Origin of the sequence: Kribbella sp. NPDC004875 (genome assembly GCF_042873375.1) — a bacterium.
Taxonomy (GTDB): domain Bacteria; phylum Actinomycetota; class Actinomycetes; order Propionibacteriales; family Kribbellaceae; genus Kribbella.
In genome coordinates, this window is record NZ_JBIALI010000001.1 from 565,340 (window position 1) to 586,109 (window position 20,770).

General features: G+C 69.0%; 16 protein-coding genes. 10 read left to right on the top strand and 6 right to left on the bottom strand.

Annotated elements, in window-relative coordinates:
- Positions 1 to 22: 22 nt before the first annotated feature.
- From pseB to ACFYRH_RS02680, 9 genes are all read left to right on the top strand, one after another.
- Positions 23 to 1,006 carry a UDP-N-acetylglucosamine 4,6-dehydratase (inverting) gene (pseB, locus tag ACFYRH_RS02640; protein ID WP_387766950.1) on the top strand — a complete coding sequence of 328 codons (984 nt, stop codon included), beginning with the start codon at positions 23 to 25 and terminating at the stop codon, positions 1,004 to 1,006.
- A 1-nt stretch (position 1,007) separates the two neighbouring features.
- On the top strand, positions 1,008 to 2,135 hold the full coding sequence (gene pseC, locus ACFYRH_RS02645) for a UDP-4-amino-4,6-dideoxy-N-acetyl-beta-L-altrosamine transaminase (RefSeq protein ID WP_387766952.1): 1,128 nt from the start codon (positions 1,008 to 1,010) through the stop codon (positions 2,133 to 2,135).
- Positions 2,136 to 2,193: 58 nt separating this feature from the next.
- The gene (locus ACFYRH_RS02650; RefSeq protein WP_387766954.1) at positions 2,194 to 3,663 is read left to right on the top strand and encodes a hypothetical protein; all 1,470 of its coding nucleotides are present in this window, start codon (positions 2,194 to 2,196) and stop codon (positions 3,661 to 3,663) included.
- Positions 3,663 to 4,478: a hypothetical protein gene (locus ACFYRH_RS02655; protein WP_387766956.1), complete on the top strand. Its 816-nt coding sequence runs from the start codon at positions 3,663 to 3,665 to the stop codon at positions 4,476 to 4,478. The genes ACFYRH_RS02650 and ACFYRH_RS02655 overlap by 1 nt, the downstream gene beginning before the upstream one ends.
- A complete protein-coding gene (locus ACFYRH_RS02660; protein WP_387766959.1) occupies positions 4,466 to 5,203 on the top strand; it encodes a cytidylyltransferase domain-containing protein in 738 nt (245 codons plus the stop codon). Before ACFYRH_RS02655 ends, ACFYRH_RS02660 begins: the two co-directional genes overlap by 13 nt.
- A 37-nt stretch (positions 5,204 to 5,240) precedes the next feature.
- Positions 5,241 to 6,077 (top strand): class I SAM-dependent methyltransferase, encoded by an 837-nt coding sequence (locus ACFYRH_RS02665; RefSeq protein ID WP_387766962.1) that lies wholly within the window; start codon positions 5,241 to 5,243, stop codon positions 6,075 to 6,077.
- 103 nt (positions 6,078 to 6,180) lie between these two features.
- A complete protein-coding gene (locus tag ACFYRH_RS02670; RefSeq protein WP_387766965.1) occupies positions 6,181 to 6,525 on the top strand; it encodes a DUF485 domain-containing protein in 345 nt (114 codons plus the stop codon).
- Complete coding sequence (locus tag ACFYRH_RS02675; protein WP_387766968.1) at positions 6,522 to 8,159, top strand: cation acetate symporter; 1,638 nt, start codon at positions 6,522 to 6,524, stop codon at positions 8,157 to 8,159. The genes ACFYRH_RS02670 and ACFYRH_RS02675 overlap by 4 nt, the downstream gene beginning before the upstream one ends.
- A 185-nt stretch (positions 8,160 to 8,344) precedes the next feature.
- Positions 8,345 to 11,923 (top strand): discoidin domain-containing protein, encoded by a 3,579-nt coding sequence (locus ACFYRH_RS02680; RefSeq protein ID WP_387766971.1) that lies wholly within the window; start codon positions 8,345 to 8,347, stop codon positions 11,921 to 11,923.
- A 774-nt stretch (positions 11,924 to 12,697) separates the two neighbouring features.
- Here the strand turns inward: ACFYRH_RS02680 and ACFYRH_RS02685 are convergent.
- Both ACFYRH_RS02685 and ACFYRH_RS02690 read right to left on the bottom strand, forming a co-directional pair.
- The gene (locus ACFYRH_RS02685; RefSeq protein ID WP_387766974.1) at positions 12,698 to 15,055 is read right to left on the bottom strand and encodes a DUF222 domain-containing protein; all 2,358 of its coding nucleotides are present in this window, start codon (positions 15,053 to 15,055) and stop codon (positions 12,698 to 12,700) included.
- A 55-nt stretch (positions 15,056 to 15,110) separates the two neighbouring features.
- Positions 15,111 to 16,124, bottom strand: a complete 1,014-nt coding sequence (locus ACFYRH_RS02690; protein ID WP_387766977.1) for an ArsR/SmtB family transcription factor — start codon at positions 16,122 to 16,124, stop codon at positions 15,111 to 15,113.
- A gap of 198 nt (positions 16,125 to 16,322) precedes the next feature.
- On the opposite strand from ACFYRH_RS02690, the gene ACFYRH_RS02695 reads away from it, so the two are divergent.
- Positions 16,323 to 17,252, top strand: a complete 930-nt coding sequence (locus ACFYRH_RS02695; protein ID WP_387766980.1) for a superoxide dismutase — start codon at positions 16,323 to 16,325, stop codon at positions 17,250 to 17,252.
- Here the strand turns inward: ACFYRH_RS02695 and ACFYRH_RS02700 are convergent.
- From ACFYRH_RS02700 to ACFYRH_RS02715, 4 genes are all read right to left on the bottom strand, one after another.
- Positions 17,249 to 17,707 (bottom strand): MarR family winged helix-turn-helix transcriptional regulator, encoded by a 459-nt coding sequence (locus ACFYRH_RS02700; protein ID WP_387766983.1) that lies wholly within the window; start codon positions 17,705 to 17,707, stop codon positions 17,249 to 17,251. The genes ACFYRH_RS02695 and ACFYRH_RS02700 overlap by 4 nt on opposite strands.
- 10 nt (positions 17,708 to 17,717) lie before the next feature.
- Positions 17,718 to 19,559, bottom strand: a complete 1,842-nt coding sequence (gene asnB / locus ACFYRH_RS02705) for an asparagine synthase (glutamine-hydrolyzing) (protein ID WP_387766986.1) — start codon at positions 19,557 to 19,559, stop codon at positions 17,718 to 17,720.
- Between the two features lie 107 nt (positions 19,560 to 19,666).
- Positions 19,667 to 20,107 carry a hypothetical protein gene (locus tag ACFYRH_RS02710; RefSeq protein WP_387766989.1) on the bottom strand — a complete coding sequence of 147 codons (441 nt, stop codon included), beginning with the start codon at positions 20,105 to 20,107 and terminating at the stop codon, positions 19,667 to 19,669.
- On the bottom strand, positions 20,104 to 20,757 hold the full coding sequence (locus tag ACFYRH_RS02715; protein WP_387766992.1) for a hypothetical protein: 654 nt from the start codon (positions 20,755 to 20,757) through the stop codon (positions 20,104 to 20,106). The genes ACFYRH_RS02710 and ACFYRH_RS02715 overlap by 4 nt, the downstream gene beginning before the upstream one ends.
- Positions 20,758 to 20,770 lie beyond the last annotated feature (13 nt).

Below are 20,770 nucleotides of genomic sequence, written 5' to 3' on the forward strand. Positions count from 1 at the left end.
CCGTCAGAAGGGTTCTGCTCGCGTGTCAATCCTCACCGGCTCCGACATCCTGGTCACCGGAGGCACCGGGTCGTTCGGGCGGACGTTCGTTCGGCACGTGCTCACCAACCTGAAGCCGCGGCGGGTGATCGTCTTCAGCCGCGACGAACTGAAGCAGTGGGAGGTCCGCCAGTCGTTCGGCGACGACCCGCGGCTGCGGTTCTTCCTCGGCGACGTCCGGGACCGCGCCCGGCTGCTGCGCGCCATGCACCGCGTCGACTACGTCGTGCACGCGGCCGCGCTGAAGCAGGTCGACAGCGGTGAGTACAACCCGTGGGAGTTCGTCCAGACCAACGTGGTCGGCTCGCAGAACGTGATCGAGGCGGCGATCGACAGCGGCGTGAAGCGCGTCGTCGCGCTGTCCACCGACAAGGCGTCCAGCCCGATCAACCTGTACGGCGCGACGAAGCTCACCGCGGACAAGCTGTTCATCAACGGCAACCACTACGCGGCGGCGTACGACACCCGCTTCAGCGTCGTGCGGTACGGCAACGTGATGGGCAGCCGCGGTTCGATCATCCCGAAGTTCCGGGCGCTGCACGCGGCCGGGCAGTCGCTGCCGATCACCGACCTGCGCTGCACCCGGTTCCTGATCACGCTGCCGGAGGCGGTCGAGTTCGTCGTCGACTCCTTCGACCTGATGACCGGCGGCGAGCTGTACGTGCCGCGGATCCCGTCGATGAAGGTCACCGACCTGGCCGAGGCGATCGCGCCCGGCGCGGCCATGCACGACGTCGGCCTGCGACCCGGCGAGAAGCTGCACGAGGAGATGATCAGCCCGGAGGAAGGCCGCCGCGCGCTCGTCCTCGGCAACCGGTTCGTGCTGCAGCCCGACCTGGCCAGCTGGGGCTACCAGCCGCCGGCCGCCGGCGTGCCGGTCCCGGAGGGCTTCCACTACGCCTCCGACACCAACAACCAGTGGTACTCGATCGAGGAGATCCGCAAGATCCTCGAGAGCGACGTCTGACGTGCTCCCGTACGGGCGCCAGTCGATCTCGGAGGAGGACATCGCGGCGGTCACCGCCGTACTCCGGGGCGACTGGCTGACCACCGGACCCGCGGTCACCGCCTTCGAGAACGCGATCTCCGAGCTCGCGGGCGGGCACCGGGCGATCAGCTGCACGTCCGGCACCGCTGCCCTGCACATCGCGTACGCCGCCCTCGGGGTCGGCCCCGGCGACGAGGTGATCACCACCCCGATGACCTTCGTGGCGACCGCGTCCTGCGCCGCGATGCTCGGTGCCAAGATCGTCTTCGCGGACGTGGACGAGGCCACGGCACTGCTCGACCCGCAGGCCGTGGAGGCCGCGCTGACCGACCGGACCAGCGTCATCGCAGCGGTCGACTACGCCGGCCAGTCCGCGGACTACGCCGCACTGCAGCCCCTGGCGGACCGAGTCGGCGCCCGGACCCTCGCCGACGCCGCGCACTCGGTGGGCGGCGCGGCGGACGGCCGTCCGGTCGGGGACCTCGCCGACGTCACCACGATGTCGTTCTTCCCCACCAAGAACCTCACCACCGGCGAGGGCGGGGCCGTGGTCTGCAAGGACCCTGCCGTCGCCCAGCGCGCGCACGAGTTCCACTTCATCGGCCTGGTCCGGGACGCCGCCCGGTTCGAGATCGCCGACGAAGGGCCGTGGCACCAGGAGGTCCACGAGTACGGCGTGAACTACCGGCTCACCGATCTCGGCGCGGCGCTCGGGTTGTCGCAGCTCGGGCGACTGGCCGAGTTCAAGCGCCGGCGGGCCGAGATCACCGCGCGGTACAACGCGGCGTTCGCCGGGGTGGACGGCGTACGGACGCCGGTTCAGCGGGCCGGCGTCGACCCGATGTGGCACCTGTACCCGATCCGGATCCTCGGCGGGCGCCGCCGGGAGATCTTCGAGCGGATGCGGGCGGCAGGCATCGGCGTCCAGGTCAACTACATCCCGGTGTACTGGCACCCGGTGTTCGCGCGGCAGGGCTACCAGCGCGGCCAGTGCCCGAACGCCGAGCAGTTCTACGCCGAGGAACTGTCCCTCCCGCTCTTCCCGGACCTCACCGACAGTGACGTGGACCGGGTGATCGAGACCCTTTCAGCCTTGGTTGGTCAGTGACCCCTGGATGGTGTGACTCGAACGATGGCGGCGTCCAGGGGGCACTAGAGTGACGGATGTGACCCGATCGAACCTGGTCGGCGGAGAGATGCTGAACTGGTCGGATCTGCACCCCGCCGACGCCCGCCCCGCGTGCACCGGCGCGGCCGCCACGGCGCTCCTGACCGCGGCTCTCCAGCCCGACGACGCCGTCCTGATCGCCGGCCCGCACGCCGCCGAGCTGATCACCGCCGTCGCCGCCGCGGTCACGTCGGTCGACCTGTTGGTCCGCTCGGCGCCCGACGCCGAGGAACTCGCGGAGCAGCTCGAGACCACCAAGGGTGAGGTCTTCTGCGGCTCCCTCGACCGCTTCGCCGCCGACGAGCCAGGCGGCGCGGCAGGCGGCGCGGCAGGCGGCGCGGCAGGTGGCGTGGCAGGCGGCGCGGTCGCGGGCGACGGTTATCACGGTTATGACGTGATCGTCGCGTTGGACGGCCTTGACCGGCTGGTGGGGCCGGACACCGCCGGTTTCAGCTGGGCGGACGGGCTCGAGCGCCTGCTCGGGCGTTTGCGACCGGGTGGGCGCCTGTTGCTCGGGGCTGAGAACGCGTTCGGCTTCGAGCGCCTGATCCAGCCCGACATCACCGCCGCCCTCCCCCGCGACGAGGACTGGGCCCGCGACGTCACCGATCGAGCCCCGGCCGGGCTCAAGCCGCTACAGGCCGCCCTCCACGACGCGGGCGTTGCGGTCACGCAGACGTATGCCGTCTTCCCCGCACTCGTGCAGGCCGACGTGGCACTCACCTCGGTCGACGGGTTCGCCGCCGTGGTCGCCGCACGAGCTGTTGCCACACGCAACGAAGGCCCAACCCTGATGGACCCGTACCGCGTGGTCCTCGACGCCGCCGCAGCCGGCCTCGCCCTGGAGCTGGCCCCCGCCTGGTACTTCGTCATCGGCACCGAAACCCCTGCTGTCCTGCCGGAAGAGAGCGTCCCTGGCGGCGACGGGGTGCTACTCGAGGAACACCTACTGACAGCCCTGCGCTGCGATGACCAGGCGGAACTTCGCCGCGTGATCCCCGAGTACGTCGCCTGGCTCGGCGCGGGTGGCGCGGGGTCGCCGGACAACGTGATCCGCGACGGGTCGTCGTACCGGCTGTTCGGCCACGCCCAGGAACTGGACGTGGTGGAACATCTGACCCGGTTCGCGCGGCGGGCGCTGGAAAGTGGCTCGCGGCAACCATGGCCCGCGGCGGCCGACCCGCACGCCCTGACGGCGCGGCTCGCCTCGATGGCCGGGATCACCGTGCCGGAGCAGGAGTTCACCCCGGACGAGGTCGTCCGGCCGCGCGGCAGTGCGGAGCAGTTGACCACGGTCGCCCGGCTCGCCGACGAACTCGCGCACGCGAGCGCCCGCGCGATCCTGTTCGAGGGCACGGTCAGCGGCATCCGCCGGTCCCGGCCGTACCGGGTCGGCCACGCGGTGATGAACCCGGCCCGGGTGATCCGCCGTCGCCTCAAGCGGGTCCTGAAGAAGGTACGGCGCTGATGCACCACGCCAACCACTTCTACGGGCACGCCAACATCATGGCGTCGTACGCCGGACTCGCGAAACCGCCGCGGATCTGGGGCTACCTGCAGCACGGCTGGAACATCCTCGACGGCTTCGCGTACGGCACCAACTTCGCGCCGGGGATGCCGAAGTTCGTCTGGTCGGACAGCGTCCGCCGCCGCGGCCACGCGCTCGGTCTGCGCAACTACTCGGTGATCGGCTCGGTCTGGCTGTACCTGCTGAAGGTGCACCCCGAGCTGGCCACCCGAGAGAAACGGGCCAAGGGCACCATCTTCTACCCGTTCCACGGCTGGGAAGGCCAGCACGTGCTCGGCGACCACGGCCGGATCGTTGCCTCGATCAACGAGCACGAGACCGGTCCGGTGACCGTCTGCCTGTACTGGAACGAATACGAGAAGCCCGCGATCCGCAACGTCTACTCCGACGCCGGCTTCCGGGTCATCACGCACGGCTACCGCGGCCTGCACTGGCGGCGGACCAACGCCAAGTTCCTGGTCAACCAACTGCGGGAACTCCGCAAGCACGAACGCGTCGCCTCCAACCGCCTCAGCTCCGCCGTCCTGTACGGCGCCTCGCTCGGTCTGCGGCCCGGGGTCTACGGTGATCCCATGGTGCTGGAGAACGAGCACCCGTCGTTCGGCGGTCAGGCGCGGATCAAACGGCTCTGGCCGGAGATGGACCAGCCGTACGTCCCGGCCGAGGTCGCGCGTGCGTTCACCGACACCGAACTGGGCGTCGACCACGTCGCCGGTCCGGCAGAGATCCGGGAGATGTTCCGATGGAACAGCTGAAGATTGGCATCATCACGCAGGTCCGGGTGACCAGCACACGGTTGCCGGCCAAGGTGCTGCTGACCGCTGCCGGCCGCTCCTACCTGGAGCACCACCTGGACCGCCTGCACCACACGGGACTGCCGGTGATCGTCGCGACCACCACGAACTTCAACGACGACCTGGTGGCGCAACTGTGCGCCGAGGACGGCATCCCGGTCTTCCGGGGCAGCGAGGACGACGTACTCAGCCGGTTCGCCGGCGCCGCCCGGGAGCACGACCTGGACGCGATCGTCCGGGTCACCTCGGACTGCCCGCTGATCGACCCGCAGATCGTTGCCGCGGGCGTCGACCGCTGGCGGTCCGAGAACGACCTCGACCTGTACGTGTCCAACTGCCTGGAGCGCACCTACCCGCGCGGCATGGACTTCGAGATCTTCTCGGCCGACCGGCTGTACGACGCGGAGGCGAAGGCCACGCTCAAGGCGGACCGCGAGCACGTCACGCCGTACCTGCACCAGAACCGGTCCGGCGAGATGCGGCTGCTGAACCTGCCGTGGAGCGGCGGCGGAGCGCAGTACCGGCTGACGCTGGACACCGCGGACGACTGGAAGTTGCTCGACGCCCTCATCGAGGACTTCGACGCGACCAAGCTGGGCTGCGCCGAACTGGTCGCGATCCTCGACGCGCACCCGGAGCTGGCGGCGCTGAACGCACACATCGAGCAGAAGAAACTCGGCGAGTAACAGCGTTCGTGGCTGCCACTACGGCATGATTTAGCTGATGACCACCAACGACCCGGCCGGGGACGCTGCCGCTGTCCCGGACCACGGCGCGCGCGCGGCGCGGGCGACGTCGTTCGGCGCCGTCGCGGCCGCGTACGAGGCCGGGCGGCCGGCGTTCCCGGTCGAGGCGCTGACCTGGATCCTGGGGCCCGGCCGCGGTCTCCAGGTGCTCGACCTGGGCGCCGGCACCGGCAAGCTCGCCGCGGTCGCCGCCGAGCTCGGGCACCACGTGATCGCGGTCGACCCGTCGCCGGAGATGCTCGAGGTCTGCCGCCGGCGGCCCGGGATCGACACGATGGCCGGCGCCGCGGAGTCGATCCCGCTCGCGCATGCCTCCGTCGACGCGGTGCTCGTCGGACAGGCCTTCCACTGGTTCGACCACGCCCGTGCCCTGCCGGAGATCGCCCGGGTGCTGCGGCCCAACGGCGTACTCGGCCTGCTCTGGAACAACGCCGACACGGTGGTCCCGTGGGTTCGCCGGATCTTCCAGGTGATCCAGGGCGACAGCTTCGGGGGGAGTGACGGGTTCGAGCCGATCCCGGTCCTCGAGCAGTCGAACCTGTTCACGCTGATCGAGCAGGCCCGGTTCCGGCACTGGCACGACCTGAACCGCGAAGGCCTGCGCCAGCTGGCCCGCTCGCACTCGGCGGTCGCGATCCTCAAGGACACCCGCCGCGAGCAGGTTCTGGAGCAGGTCGACCTGATCTACGAGCACAGTGCCCGCCCACCGGAGCCGCTGCGGATGCCATACCTCGTCAACTGCTACCGCGCCCACCCGAGCGAGTTCGCGAACTACCGCCGCACCCTCGACGGACCGGTCGCGCCGCACCTGTAGAACGCAGGTCGCCCCGCGGGTAGAAACGTTTTGGTTGCGGTAGGTCACAAATGGGCGACTTGCGGCTAACGTGCACCTGTTCGGGTCCAGCGAAGGGGAGCTCATGGACGACCAAGCGGTGCGCGAGCGGGATGCCCGCGCGTACGAGGCGGTGCACGAGGCGGCCGACTTCACCGAGCTGAAACGGCGGTACAAGAACTTCGTCGTACCGTGGACCATCGCCTTCATGGCGTGGTACCTCGCGTACGTCGCCTGCTGCAACTGGGCCCGGGGCTTCATGAGTCACCGGATCGGCGACACCCACATCAACGTGGCGCTGATCTTCGGGCTGCTGCAGTTCGCCTCGACGTTCCTGATCGCGGGCCTGTACGGCCGGTTCGCGAACCGCAAGCTCGACCCGCTGGCCCACGGCCTGAACGCCAAGTACAAGAGGGAGCGCCGCCGGTGACCACACTGCTCGTCCCGCTGGCGACCGAGCCGGGGAACCGCGCGCTGACCATCTCGCTGTTCACCGCGGTGGTCGCCGTGACGCTGTACATCACCTGGTGGGCGTCCCGGCAGAACAAGACCGCGGCCGACTACTACGCCGGCGGCCGCTCGTTCAGCGGCTCGCAGAACGGCCTGGCCGTCGCCGGCGACTACATGTCCGCGGCATCGTTCCTCGGGATCTCCGGCCAGATCGCCCTCTACGGGTACGACGGCTTCCTGTACTCGATCGGGTTCCTGGTGGCGTGGCTGGTCGCCCTGCTGCTGGTCGCCGAACTGCTGCGGAACTCCGGTCGCTTCACGATGGCGGACCAGCTCGCGTTCCGGATGAAGCAGCGCCCGGTCCGCACCGCGGCCGCGACGTCGACGATCGTGGTGTCGATCTTCTACCTGCTCGCCCAGATGGTCGGCGCCGGCTCGCTCGTCGGCCTGCTGCTCGGCGTCAAGGGCGACGGGGTGAAGGCCGCCGTCATCGTCCTGGTCGGCGCGCTGATGATCATCTACGTGACGATCGGCGGCATGAAGGGCACCACCTGGGTGCAGATCGTGAAGGCCGTGCTGCTGATGGCCGGCACGGTGCTGATCACCTTCCTGGTGCTGGTGAAGTTCCACTTCAACATCTCCGACCTGCTCGGTTCGGCGGCGGCGAAGTCCGGCAAGGGCGAGGCCTTCCTGCAGCCCGGCCTGCTCTACGGCAAGGACCTCACCGGCCAGATCGACTTCCTGTCCCTCGGCCTCGCCCTGGTCCTGGGTACGGCGGGTCTGCCGCACATCCTGATCCGCTTCTACACCGTGCCGGACTCCCGCGCCGCGCGCCGGTCGGTGCAGTGGGCGATCGGCCTGATCGGCGTGTTCTACCTGATGACGCTGGCCCTCGGGTTCGGCGCGGCGGCCCTGCTGGACACCGGCAAGGGTTCGGCCGTGGCGGAGTCGAAGGGCAACGTCGCCTCGCCGCTGCTGGCCGAGGCCGTCGGCGGCGGCGCCGGTTCGCTCGGCGGATCGATCCTGCTGGCACTGATCGCGGCGGTCGCGTTCGCGACGATCCTCGCGGTGGTCGCGGGCCTGACGCTGACGTCCGCGTCGTCGTTCGCCCACGACCTGTACGCCAACGTCATCGCGAAGGAGAAGCCGAGCGAGAAGCAGGAGCTGCGGGTCGCCCGGTTCGCGGCGATCGGGATCGGCGCCGTGTCGATCGCACTGGCGATCCCGGCGCAGAAACTGAACATCGCGTTCCTGGTCGCACTGGCGTTCGCGGTCGCGGCCTCGGCCAACCTTCCGGCGCTGCTGTTCAACCTGTTCTGGCGGCGGTTCAACACCTCGGGCGCGGCCTGGAGCATCTACGGCGGCCTGATCTCCGCCGTCGTCCTGGTGATCTTCTCGCCAGTGGTGTCCGGCAAGCCGACGTCGATGATCACCGGCGCCGACTTCGCCTGGTTCCCGCTGTCGAACCCGGGCATCGTGTCGATCCCGCTGGGCTTCCTGTTCGGCGTCCTCGGCACCTACCTCGGTCGCGACCGGTCCTCCGAGGCGCGGTACAACGAGCTCTCGGTCCGCGCCATGACCGGAGCCGGCGCGGAGGGTCCCGCCAAGCACTGACGTCTCCCCGGAAGGGCCGGCTCGCACTGCGCGAGCCGGCCCTTTCGTCGTTCGCGAACCGTTGACGCCTGCGTAGCGGTGCCGTAACAATGAGCCATCGCCGCGCAAGAATTGAGCAAACCTACGAAAGTTTTGGACTCCTGTGCGGTGGCTCTTCCCTGTCCCGCCCCACCAGGAGAGGCCTCATGCGAATTCCCCGATGGCGGTTGCTGACCGCCTTGCTGGCCGCGAGTCTCGCGGCCGCGCCGCTCGTCCGGCCCGCGCCCGCCGCGCAGGCCGCCGTACTCGCCGGAGCGAATCTCGCCGCCGGCAAGACCGCCTCGGCCAGCAGCAGCACCCAGGAGTACGGCGCGTCGAACGTGACCGACGGCAACCAGGCGACGTACTGGGAGAGCGCGAACAACGCGTTCCCGCAGTGGGTCCAGGTCGACCTCGGCTCGTCGGTCGCGACCAACCAGGTCGTCCTCAAACTGCCGACCACGAACTGGGGCGCCCGCGACGAGACCCTAGCCGTCCAGGGCAGCACCGACGGACAGAACTTCACGGACCTGTCCGCGTCCGCCGCGCGCACCTTCGGCCCGCCGAACAACACGGTGACGGTCGACTACGGTACGGCGACCGCGCGGTACGTCCGCGTCCGGATCACCGCGAACACCGGCTGGCCCGCCGGGCAACTGTCCGAACTCGAGGTCTACGGACCCGCGACCGGTGACACCCAGGCTCCCACCGCCCCGGGCAACCTGGCCTTCACCGAGCCCGGCGCCGGCCAGGTCAAACTCACCTGGAGCGCGTCGACCGACAACGTCGGGGTGACCGGGTACGACGTCTACGCGAACGGCCAGCTGCGAACGAGCGTGGCCGGCAACGTCCTGACCTACACGGACAACCAGCCCGCCAACACCTCGGTCGCGTACTTCGTCCGCGCGAAGGATGCCGCTGGCAACCAGTCCGCGAACAGCGCCACCGTCACGCGGAACGGCAGCGGCGGTCCGGGCAGCAACCTGGCGGCGCACAAGCCGATCACCGCGTCAGGGTCCACATTCACCTACGTCCCCGCGAACGCGAACGACGACGACGTGACGACGTACTGGGAGGGCAATGCCAACCCGGCCACGCTGACCACGCAACTCGGCTCGAACGCGGATCTCAGCTCGGTCGTCGTGCGACTCAACCCCGACCCGGCGTGGGGTCCGCGGACGCAGACGTTCTCGATCCTCGGGCGCGAACAGAGCTCCACGAACTTCACCACGATCGTCCCGAGCGCGGCGTACGACTTCAGCCCGTCGAGCGGGAACAGCGTGACGATCCCGGTGAGTGCGCGCGTGGCCGACGTACGGCTGAACTTCACCGGGAACACGGGTGCGCCGGCTGGTCAGGTCGCCGAGTTGCAGGTGCTCGGCGTACCGGCGCCGAACCCGGATCTCACGCTGTCCAACGTCTCCTGGACTCCCACGTCGCCGGTCGAGACCGACGCGATCACGGTCCGCGCGACGGTCGACAACGGCGGTACGGCGGGATCCGCGGCCACCGCGGTGAACTTCTATCTCGGCGGCACCAAGGTCGGTACGGCGGCTGTCGGCGCACTCGGCGCGGGCGCCTCGACGACTGTCAGCGCATCGATCGGGACGCGGGACGCCGGTTCGTACGCGTTGAGCGCGAAGGTCGACGAGGACAACGCGGTCATCGAGCAGAACGACGGAAACAACACAGCGAACGCCGCGGGCCCGATGGTGGTGACGCCGGTAGCGAGCTCGGACCTCCTCGCGGCCGCGGTGAACTGGACGCCGGGTAATCCGTCTGCCGGGAACTCCGTCGCGTTCTCGGTGTCGTTGAAGAACCAGGGCAGCGTCGCCTCGGCGTCCGGCGCGCACGGGATCACGCTCACGGTTCTGAACGGCTCGACCGTGGTGACGACGCTGACCGGCTCGTACAACGGATCGATCGCCGCCGCCGCGACCATCCCGGCGGTTGCCGTTGGCAACTGGACGGCCGCGAACGGTCGCTACACCGTGCGCGTCGTACTGGCGGACGACGCGAACGAACTGCCGGTGAAGCGGACGAACAACACCAGCGAGCGGCCGCTGTTCGTCGGGCGCGGCGCGAACATGCCGTACGACCATCTCGAGGCGGAAGACGCCGCGGTCGGTGGCGGCGCGGCCGTCGTCGGACCGAACCGGGCGATCGGCGACCTCGCCGGCGAGGCGTCCGGCCGACGCGCGGTGACGCTGAACACGAACGGCGCGTACGTCGAATTCACCACGCGGGCGTCGACGAACACACTCGTCACGCGGTTCTCGATCCCGGACTCCGCGGGCGGTGGCGGGCAGTCGTCGTCGCTGAGCGTCTATGTGAACGGCTCCTTCGCGAAGACATTGCCGCTGACCTCGAAGTACGCGTGGCTGTACGGGGCGGAGGCATCGCCGAACAACTCGCCCGGATCAGGTCCCGCGCGGCACATCTACGACGAAGCGAACCTGATGCTCGACCAGACGTACCCGGCGGGCACGAAGATCCGGTTGCAGAAGGATCCGGCGAACAGCACGACGTACTCGATCGACTTCCTCGACACCGAGGCGGCGACTGCTGTTGCGAATCCTGGTGCGGGTTTCGTGACGCCGACCGGATTCACGCAGCAGGACGTGCAGAACGCGCTCGACAAGGTACGGCAGGACTCGACGTTGCAGGGCGTGTACCTGCCGGCCGGTGACTACGAGACCTCCTCGAAGTTCCAGGTGTACGGGAAAGCCGTGAAGGTGGTCGGGGCCGGGCCGTGGTTCACGCGGTTCCACGCGCCGTCGACGCAGGACAACACCGACATCGGGTTCCGCTCCGAGGCCTCGGCGAACGGGTCGACGTTCAGCGGGTTCTCGTACTTCGGCAACTACACCTCACGAATCGACGGGCCCGGCAAGGTGTTCGACTTCTCGGGTACGGCGAACATGACCATCGACAACATCTGGGTCGAACACATGGTCTGCCTATACTGGGGTTCGAACACCGACAGCTCGACGATCAAGAACTCGCGGATCCGCGACACGTTCGCCGACGGCATCAACATGACGAACGGGTCGGCCGGGAACACCGTCAGCAACAACGACGCACGCTCGACCGGCGACGACAGCTTCGCGCTCTTCAACGCCACCGACAACGGCGGCGGCGAGGTCCGCGACAACGTCTTCGAAAACCTGTCCGCGTCGCTGACCTGGCGGGCCGCCGGGTTCGCGGTGTACGGCGGGACGAACAACATCTTCCGCAACCTGTACGCCGCGGACATGCTCACCTATCCCGGGATCACCATCAGTTCACTGGACTTCGGGATCCCGATGAACGGCTTCGGGGCGACACCGCCGACCCAGTTCCAGAACGCGACGGTGGTCCGGTCCGGCGGTCACTTCTGGGGCAACCAGGCGTTCCCCGGCGTGTGGGTCTTCTCGGCGTCGAAGGTCTTCCAGGGGATCCGCGTGAGTGACCTGGACGTGGTCGATCCGACGTACAGCGGGATCATGTTCCAGACGAACTACGTGGGCGGTCAGCCCCAGTTCCCGGTCGCGGACACCGTCTTCACCAACACCACGATCTCCGGCGCCCACAAATCCGGCGACGCCTTCGATGCCAAGTCCGGCTTCGGCATCTGGGCCAACGAACTCCCCGAACCAGGCCAAGGCCCCGCCGCAGGCACAGCCACCTTCAACAACCTCACCCTCACCGACAACGCAGTAGACATCCAAAACACCACCACAACCTTCACCCTCACCCGCAACTAACAGGCGGGAGCCGCGGGAGGGTTAACCCCTCCGGCGGCTCCCGCATTTCGCGGACCAGGCTCGAGTCCGGCTGGCCAGAGGTCGTCGGCTGCATGGCTGCCCGGGCCCCCGTCCGCCCCAGGATCTGGCATCACCCAAAACGCCTTCCCGCGCCCACCTACCGCCACCGTAGATCCACAGCCCCCTAACCTGTGGCCCCGCACCGCCCCGCCCTCCACGCGCTCAGACTCAGCCCGCTCCCCCAATCGCACTCCGCCAATTCCGCCCACCCACCTCCACCCCAACGACCTGCACCAGCCCCACCACACCCCGGGCCCCACCACACCCCGGGCCCCACCACACCCCCGGCCCCACCACACCCCGCGCCTCACCACCCGCGCCTCACCCGCGCCTCACCACCCGCGCTTCACCACACCCCGCAAAACGTCCGCCCACACCTCACGCGCGCCGCCGCCAACCTCTCCGACCGCACGAGGCTCACCCACACGCGTCGTACAGCTCACGTCTCCCGCCGTGCTCGGCGCCGTGCCTGCTGCCGCGGAGATTCCTCGGGACCCGTGGTTATCCTGCGGTCCCACACGACATGACCACGTACGTCGTTCCACCCAGGCCCGGCGAACCGCACCCACAGGTGTGCCGCGCCATATGTTGCGCCTCCCACCCCGCCCTGACGAGCTTCCTCGGACGAACCGCTTTGACGAACTCAGGCAGCGAAGTACGGGCAGTGCATCGGCGAAGGGCCGCAACGCTGGGGAGGGTCCGGTGGCGCGGAGCTCAAGTTGTTGCGAAGGGCGGCGGGCCGATGCCGGACTCGGTCTGAGGCGCGATCCCATGCATCGCGAAGAGTGCTGCGTTCGCCAGGGTGGCGTCGGTGGACTTCCAACGGCTTGTCCGTGGGCCGGCGGCAGCAGGCGCAGACAAGACCGTCCTGCTCCATGAATCACCCCCGCGCGCTTCACCCCCGCGCGCTTCGGGTTCGCGCGACGCGAGCTCACGCGACGCGGGTTCGGGCTCACGCGACTCGGGCTGACCCAGCGCCGGTTCACGCGACGCGGGCTCACGCGACGCGGGCTTACGCAGCTCAGGTTCTCGCGGCTCGGGCCCACGCGACGCGGGCTTACGCAGCTCAGGTTCACGCGACGCGGATTCACGCAGCTCGGGTTCACGCAGCGCCAGTTCACGCGACGCGGGCTCACGCGACGCGGGTTCACGCAGCTCAGGTTCACGCAGCTCAGGTTCACGCAGCTCAGGTTCACGCGGCTCGGGTTCACGCAGCGCCAGTTCACGCGACGCGGGCTTACGCAGCGCCAGTTCACGCGACGCGGGTTCACGCGACGCGGGCTCACGCAGCGCGGGTTCGCGCGACGCGGGCTCACGCGACGCGGGCTCACGCAGCTCAGGTTCACGCGGCTCGGGTTCACGCAGCGCCAGTTCACGCGACGCGGGCTCACGCAGCGCGGGCTCACGCAGCGCAGGTTCACGCAGCGCAGGTTCACGCGGCTTGGGATCGCGTGGCTTGGGATCGCGTGGCTTGGGATCGCGTGGCTTGGGATCGCGTGGCTTGGGATCGCGTGGCTTGGGATCGCGTGGCTTGGGCGTGGGTTGCTCGGAGGGTTGGGGGGCGCGTCGCGGTGGGTTGTGGTGGCGAGGAGGTGGTGGGTCCGCCCAGGTGGGGCGGGTGACGTGGACGGTGTCGTCGGTGATGGTGATGTGCCAGTGGCCGGCGTGCAGGTCGGCGTGGTGCCGGCGGCACAGCAGCACGAGGTTCGATACCGCGGTGACGCCGCCGTCGACCCAGGAGATCAGGTGGTGGGCGTCGCACATGACGGGTGGGGCGCCGCAGACGACGCAGCCTCGGTCGCGGGTGTTCAAGGCGCGGCGCATCGCTCGGGTGACGAGGCGTTCGCTTCGGCCGACGTCCAGTGGCTCTGATTTCGAGCCGAGGACTACCGGAATGATCTTCGCGTCGCACGCCAGCCGTCGGAGGGTGACGGCGGACAACCCGTTGCTGTACACGGTTTGTCCGATCGCGTCCGCGGTTGCCGCTTGCAGGTCTTGAAGGTCGATGGTCACGGTGATGTTCGCCTTGGCCCCGAAGCCAGGCACCACATCACCACTCGAACCTGCACGTCCTGCGGAGTCCGATGACCCACTGGCGCTCGAACCCGCTGGTGGGGTGCGCCCCGCAGAGTCCACGGCCCCCGCGACGCTCGCAACCGCTGCTGAAGTTCGCTCTGCGGATTCAGTAGACGTCGTGGGGCTCGCAAACGCTGCCGCAGTGCGCCCTGCGGTGTCCGTGGAGCCAATGGGGCTCGCACACGCTGGTGGAGTGGATCCTGCGGAGCCAGTGGGGCTCGCAGGTGCTGGTGGGGTGGTTTTGGTGGGGCGCGGGATGGTGGGGCTTGGGGTGCCGGTGTCCAGGGCTGTGGCGGCGAGGGTCAGGGCTGTGGTCAGGGCGTCGGCCTGGCGCTTCTCGCGGGAGCGGGGATCGGGCTCGCCGTCGATCGTCCGGTGGGGGCGCGCACCGGTGATGATCACGGTGCGAAGGAGTTCGGCGTTCTCGTTGGCCAGATAGCCCTTGAACTTCACACCGCGGTCGGCCGGGGTCAGGGTGAGGGTCTCGCGGGCGGAGGCCTTCCGTTCTTCGGGTTCCGGGCCGTCGGTGTCGAGGATGTCGCGGGCCTGGACGGCAGCTTTGCGCAGGTCGGCCGGGGGAAGATGGCGGGCGAGGCGGACCAGTTCGTGTTCGGCGCAGTCCAGGTCGTCGACGGGCACGGTCGACGGCGCCTTCTCCAGCTCGAGCACGATTGCCTCAGCTTGGGCCGGCCGCATCAGCACCACAGACTCGGCGTCGTCGGCCAGGGCGGCGGAAACAGCCTGGTACTTCGGTAGCGCACGGGCGAGCTGCATATCGCGACGGGCACGGAAGTGATCGAGGCGGTAGCGGTACTCGATGAACTGGACCGTGTCGCGGGCACCGACGGTCTCGGCGTGGCCGGTCTGATCCAGGGCCGCGAGGAGTCGCAGACGGTAGGTCTCCAGACGGGCGAGGTCGGCGTGGCTCTGGTCGAGAGCATGCACGAGCTCGCGCTCGCTCATTACCTCAGGAGGCCGCTCACCCAAGAGTTCCATACCCCAAAGCCTAGAGACCCCCACCGACAGTTCTCAAAGCCAGAACCCCTTTATTTCAACGAAATTCGTCATCCACAACCTGAACATCCTGTGGATATTGCCATGAGCAACTATCGCGCCGTCCAACGAGTAGTGAGCGGGCACTGGAGGTCAGGGCATGCAGCGCTGTGCCTTGACTTCTTTCGGTGGTGATCAGCCCGGCGGCACGGAGGACTCGGGTGTGGTCCGAGACGGAGGCCGGCGAGATGCCTACCCGGCGGGAGAGTTGCGTCGTCGTGGCGGGGTGGACGAGGGCTCGGAGTACGGCGGATCTGGTGCGCCCGAGGAGATCGGCCAATGCATCGGCGGTGGCGAGTTCGGTGGCGGGGAGTTCCGCGCACGGGTAGACGAGGACGGGACGGCGGTCCGGGACGTCCATGGCTGAACAGGTGGCCGCGAGCGGCGACGGGTAGAGCTCCAGGCCGCGGCCGTTCAGGTGGATGTCGGCGACCTGGTGGTCGGTGTCGTCCGGACCGTAGGTGGTGAGGACCGGAGCGGACCAGTCGACATCCGGGTGGAGAGAAGACAGGAGCGCGTCGACGCCTTCGTGGAGGATTGTCCGGGTACGTCGCCCCAGGTCGGCGCTGTAGTGACGGTGCAGTTCCGAAGGGGCCAGGACGTGCTCGTGGAAATCGCGAACGGCCGCGCCCAAGGCTCGACGGGAACCGGCCCGGCCTGCGAGCAGCCCCTGCAGGTAGCGATCGATCTCGGGCGGTAGCCACGGACCGAGCTGGTCGCGGATCACTTCTGCGGGCGTGTCCATCAGGGCCTCGACGGCCGGCTCCAAGCCACCGGTGACGTCCGGGACCAGGAAGCGCGGGAACAGTCCACCCGGCGAGATCAGCTTGAAGAGTGGACGCATCGAGCCCCGGACCCGAGGGCCTGCCGTTCGGCGCCAGCGGCACACCGCGGGCGAGAGTGACGGCTGCCCCAGTGCGCGGGCGGCGAGAGCGGCCTCCCACAAGGGATGCGGTTCGGCCGGGAAAGTGACCCGCCCGAGGTCCGCCGCGCTGAAGTGGACCCGGATCATCCCACGATTGTGACCGCAGAACGCCTCCCTGGGCAGGCCTGTCCGCCCCGAACTTCCCCGGCCCACCCTTCAGCCCCGGACCTCCTCCGCCCGAAGTTCGGCACGGCCTTCCCCGGCATACGCCCCTTCGGGCCGGACTTGTTCGGCTCAGACCGAATCCGGTCGCGCAGACCCGTCGTACTCTCCGACGCTGGGCTGATGAAACGTCTGGCAGTCCTCACCGTCCTGGCCGCGACCACCCTGGCGATCGCACCGTCGGCCACACCGTCCGCGTCCGCCTCGGCCACCCACCGGCCGACGGAGTACGTCGTCTCGACCGTACCCGGCGATACACCTGAGGGGATCACGGTGACGCCGGACGGCACGATGTACGTCACCAGCGTCGGCACCGGCGCCGTCTACAGGGGCACCACCCGTACCCCGAAGCTGACCCAGTTCCTCCCCGCCGGCAGCGATGGCCGGACGTCCGCGACCGGTGTTCATGTCGACCGCTGGGGCCGGGTCCTGATCGCCGGTGCGAGCACCTCGAAGCTGTTCCTGTACGACGCCCGCGGCCGCCTGCTCGACGTACGCCGGGCCGCCGCCGGCTCGTTCCTGAACGACTTCACGATCGCCGGTGACGCCGTGTACGTGACCGACTCGGCGACCAACCAGATCTGGCGTGCACCACTCACCCGCGACGGCCTCGGCGAACTCGAACCGTGGATCACGCGGGACGCGATCCGGCCCACGCCGTACTTCCTCAACGGGATCGTCACCGACGGCCGGGTCCTCCTGGTCGGCGAGCAGGGGCAGGACGTCACGTACCGGATCGACCTCCGCACGAAGCAGGTCACGGTCCTCGACGTCCCGAACGGCATCCTGTCCGGCGACGGCTACCTCCTCGAGGGACACCGCCTGTACGCCGTCTACAACGCCGGCGGCGGAAAGTACGTCACCAGACTCGCGATCCTGAACCACGACCTCACCCAGGCAACGCTGGTCGCGGATTCAGCACCCGGTACGGCGGGCGCGACCCCGACGACGATCGCCCGCGACCGCGACCGGCTGCTGTGGGTCAACAGCCAGCTCGACGGTGCGCCCGGAACGCCGCCCTACACCGTGAGCGTCGTCCCCGGGCTGCGTTAGAGGTCGTCGGCGATCCGCGCGAGGGCTTCGCCGGCTTTGAGGACGAGGGCTCGGTCGGGTTCGTCGAGGCGGCTGAGAAGGTGGGCCAGCTCGTCGGCGGCTTGACGGCCGGAGGCCTCGACGGTGGCGGCGCCGGTGTCGGTGAGGACCACCGCGGTGGCGCGGCCGTCGACGGGGTCGGGCTCGCGGCGGACCAGGCCGGACTGCTCCAGCGCCGCGACCGTCGTGGTCGCGGTGGGTTGGGAGCACGGGACCCGGGCCGCGATCTCGCCGATCCGGATCGGTTGCTCGTCGGCGATCAGCATCAGCGCCAGGAACTGCGTCGGGTGCAGGAGCGTCGTGGTCCTGCTCCGGCGCAGGTGTCTGACGATCCGGTGCATGCTGACGAGCAGCTGTAATGCTTCCTGCGCCATCGTGATCACCTCCGTCGGGAAGCGCCATCCTGGCACAGGCACCCAAATTGTCCTACCGACTGAGCTTGATATCCGGGTGATAGAGGTCCAGCCAGGTCGCCAGTGAGAGCGTCTGCTCGAGCTGCCGGCGCGCCGCGTCGTCGGCGGACCGCGCCAGCTCGTCCGCCCGCTTCCGGTCCACCAGCTCGAACACCGCGTGCTTGTCCGCGAGCAACTCCCGGACCTGACCGGCGAGCGTCACGACGTACGCCGGGTCCTGGGTCTGTGGGTACGGCGATTTGCGCCGCTCCACCACCGACCGCGGCAGCACGTCGGCGGTCGCGGCCCGCAGCAGACTCTTCTCGTGCCCGTCGAACGTCTTCAGCGACCACGGCGTGTTGTAGACGTACTCGACCAGCCGATGGTCGCAGAACGGGACCCGGACCTCGAGCCCGACGGCCATGCTCATCCGGTCCTTCCGGTCGAGCAGGATCCGCACCATCCGGGTCAGGTGCAGATAGCAGATCTTCCGCATCGCCCACTCGTCGTCGGATTCGCCGTCGAGCCGCCCGACCTCGCCCACTGCCTCGGCGTACCGATCGCGCAGATGCCCGCCGAGATCGAGCCTCTGCAGCACGTCCTTCCGCAGCACGTGGACGTGGTTTCCCGGGCGCCGCGACACCATGTACGCGAGCCACGGGAACATCGGCTTGCTCCGCACCTCAGGGTCGTGGAACCACAGGTACCCGCCGAACACCTCGTCGGCCGACTCCCCCGACAGCGCGACGGTCGACTGCTCCCGGATCGCCGAGAACAGCAGGTACAGCGACCCGAAGATGTCGCCACTGACCGGCGCGTCGTTCGCCCGGATCACCTTCCGCCGGATCTCCGGGTCGGTCAGCGCCGCGTTGTCGAGCACGATGTCGGAGTGCTGCGAATGCACCAGGTCCGCGACGTCGTGCACGTACGGCGTGTCCGGCGTACCGCGGAGCTCGGACGGCTGGAAGTTCTCTTCCTGCCCGACGAAGTCGACCGCGAAGCTGCGGACCTTCCGCCCCTCCTCGGCGAGCTGACCGGCCGCGAGCGCCGTGAGCGCGCTGGAGTCGAGCCCGCCCGACAACAGCACACACCTCGGTACGTCGGCCACGAGCTGGCGGCGGGTGACGTCGTCGAGCAACTCGCGGACCCGCGCGACGGAGGTCTCCTGATCGTCGACGTGTGGCCTGGTCTCCAGTCGCCAGTACACGCTCTTCCGTACTCCGGAACGGTCGACCGTGACGACAGTCCCCGGCTCCACCTCGGACATCCCGGCCCACAACGACCTGCCGGGCGTCTTCGTCGCGGTCAGCGTCTCCCGCAGCCCGTCCGCCTCGACCACAGCCGGTACGGCGGGGTTCGCGAGAATCGCCTTCGGTTCGGAGCCGAACAGCACCCCGTCCGCGGTCGGGTAGTAGAAGAACGGCTTGATGCCCATCCGGTCGCGGACCATCACCAGGGTCTCGATCCGCGGGTCCCAGATGGCGAGCGCGTACATCCCGTTGAGGTGTTCCGCGAACGCCGTACCCCATTCGGCGTAGGCGCGCAGGACGACCTCGGTGTCGGAGTCGGTGGTGAAGGCGTGGCCGCGGCGGCGGAGTTCGTCGCGGAGCTCGGTGTAGTTGTAGACCTCACCGCTGTAGACCATCGCGAGGGTGACCGCCCGGCCGTCGTGCCCGACCTCGGTGGTCATCGGCTGTTCACCGCCCGGGAGGTCGATGACCGCCAGTCTTCGGTGCCCGAGCGCGACGTGCGGGGCGTACCAGGTGCCGCGGGCGTCCGGTCCGCGGCAGGACATCGTCTCGGTCATCGCGTCGACGACGTCCCGCTGCGCTTCGAGGTCCTGCCGGTAGGCCACCCAGCCGGTGATGCCGCACATACCGTCGCTCCTCCCGCTCGCGAGATGCATTCCTTCCCAATGTATTTCTCGCGGTGTGTGACACAAGCGCTTCGTTCCGTGAGGAACCTCTCACCCCACGGGTGGACTCAGAGGTGTACTGAGAGGACGCCGAGCGCGAAGGCGAGCCCGGCGAGACCGAGCATCGTGGTGGCGAGCGCCACCAGCCGGCGTTGCAGGGCCGGGAGCTCGGCGGACGTCGCGAACACGCGTCGCGGCCAGTGCCGCCAGGAGACGTACCAGAAGACGCCGGTCGCGATCAGCAGGAGCAGGCCTTTGACCGCGTGGACCTGCCAGTGGTCGTGGTTCATCAACAGCAGGACGATCCCGCTGACCGCGATCGCGGCGATCAGGCCGACGACCTTCCACCGGTTGCCCGAGGCAATCACCGCGGTGAGCGTCTCGCGACCGTCCTGGTCCTTGCCGAAGTACTTCTTCAGCTTCGGCTGGACGACGAACAGCGAGTACGCCATCCCGCCGACCCAGGCCGCGGCGAGGCCGGCGTGGATGATCGCGACAACGGCGGTCATCGCTGCGGTCCGTTCGCGAAGGCCTGGAACGGGAACAAGTTCACCAGTTGCAGGAGTTTGCCGAGCGTCTCCACGATCTCGTCGGGTTTGGTCCGCCCGAAGATCGGGTGCTCCATGAACAGCAGGTCGTCACCGACGACCGCCCAGGTGTGCAGCTTGGCGTCCCGCATCAGCTTCATCAACTGTGGATGCAGGTAGTAGGCGGCGATGTTCGGGTCGGTGTCGATCAGCTTGTACCACCGGTTGAACTTGCCGTCCGGCGTCTGCGGCTCCGGGTACGGGTCGACGTCGAACGCCGGATCGATGCTCGAGGCCACTTGGAAGAACGGCATCGGCATCGGCAGCTTCACCGCCCACACGGTGTCGATCGTGACCGTGTCCCGCGAACTCAGCTCCCGGTCCGTCCACGCGTCGTGGTAGTGCGTCACCTTCGGGCGGCGATGGAAGTCGAAGGTCAGGAACGGCACCCCGTTGAACTGACCGTTGACCACGCCGAACGCGATCCGCTGATCCCCGCGCTGGGTGAACGGCAGCACCTGCCAGGCGTCGGCGTACTGCGGCGCCTCGGGCTGGAACTGCCAACCCCACTGCTGGGCGAGCTGGAACCGCTCCTGGTTGGTCTTCTCGATCCGCTTGGCCTCGATCGTCACCCCCCGACAGTAG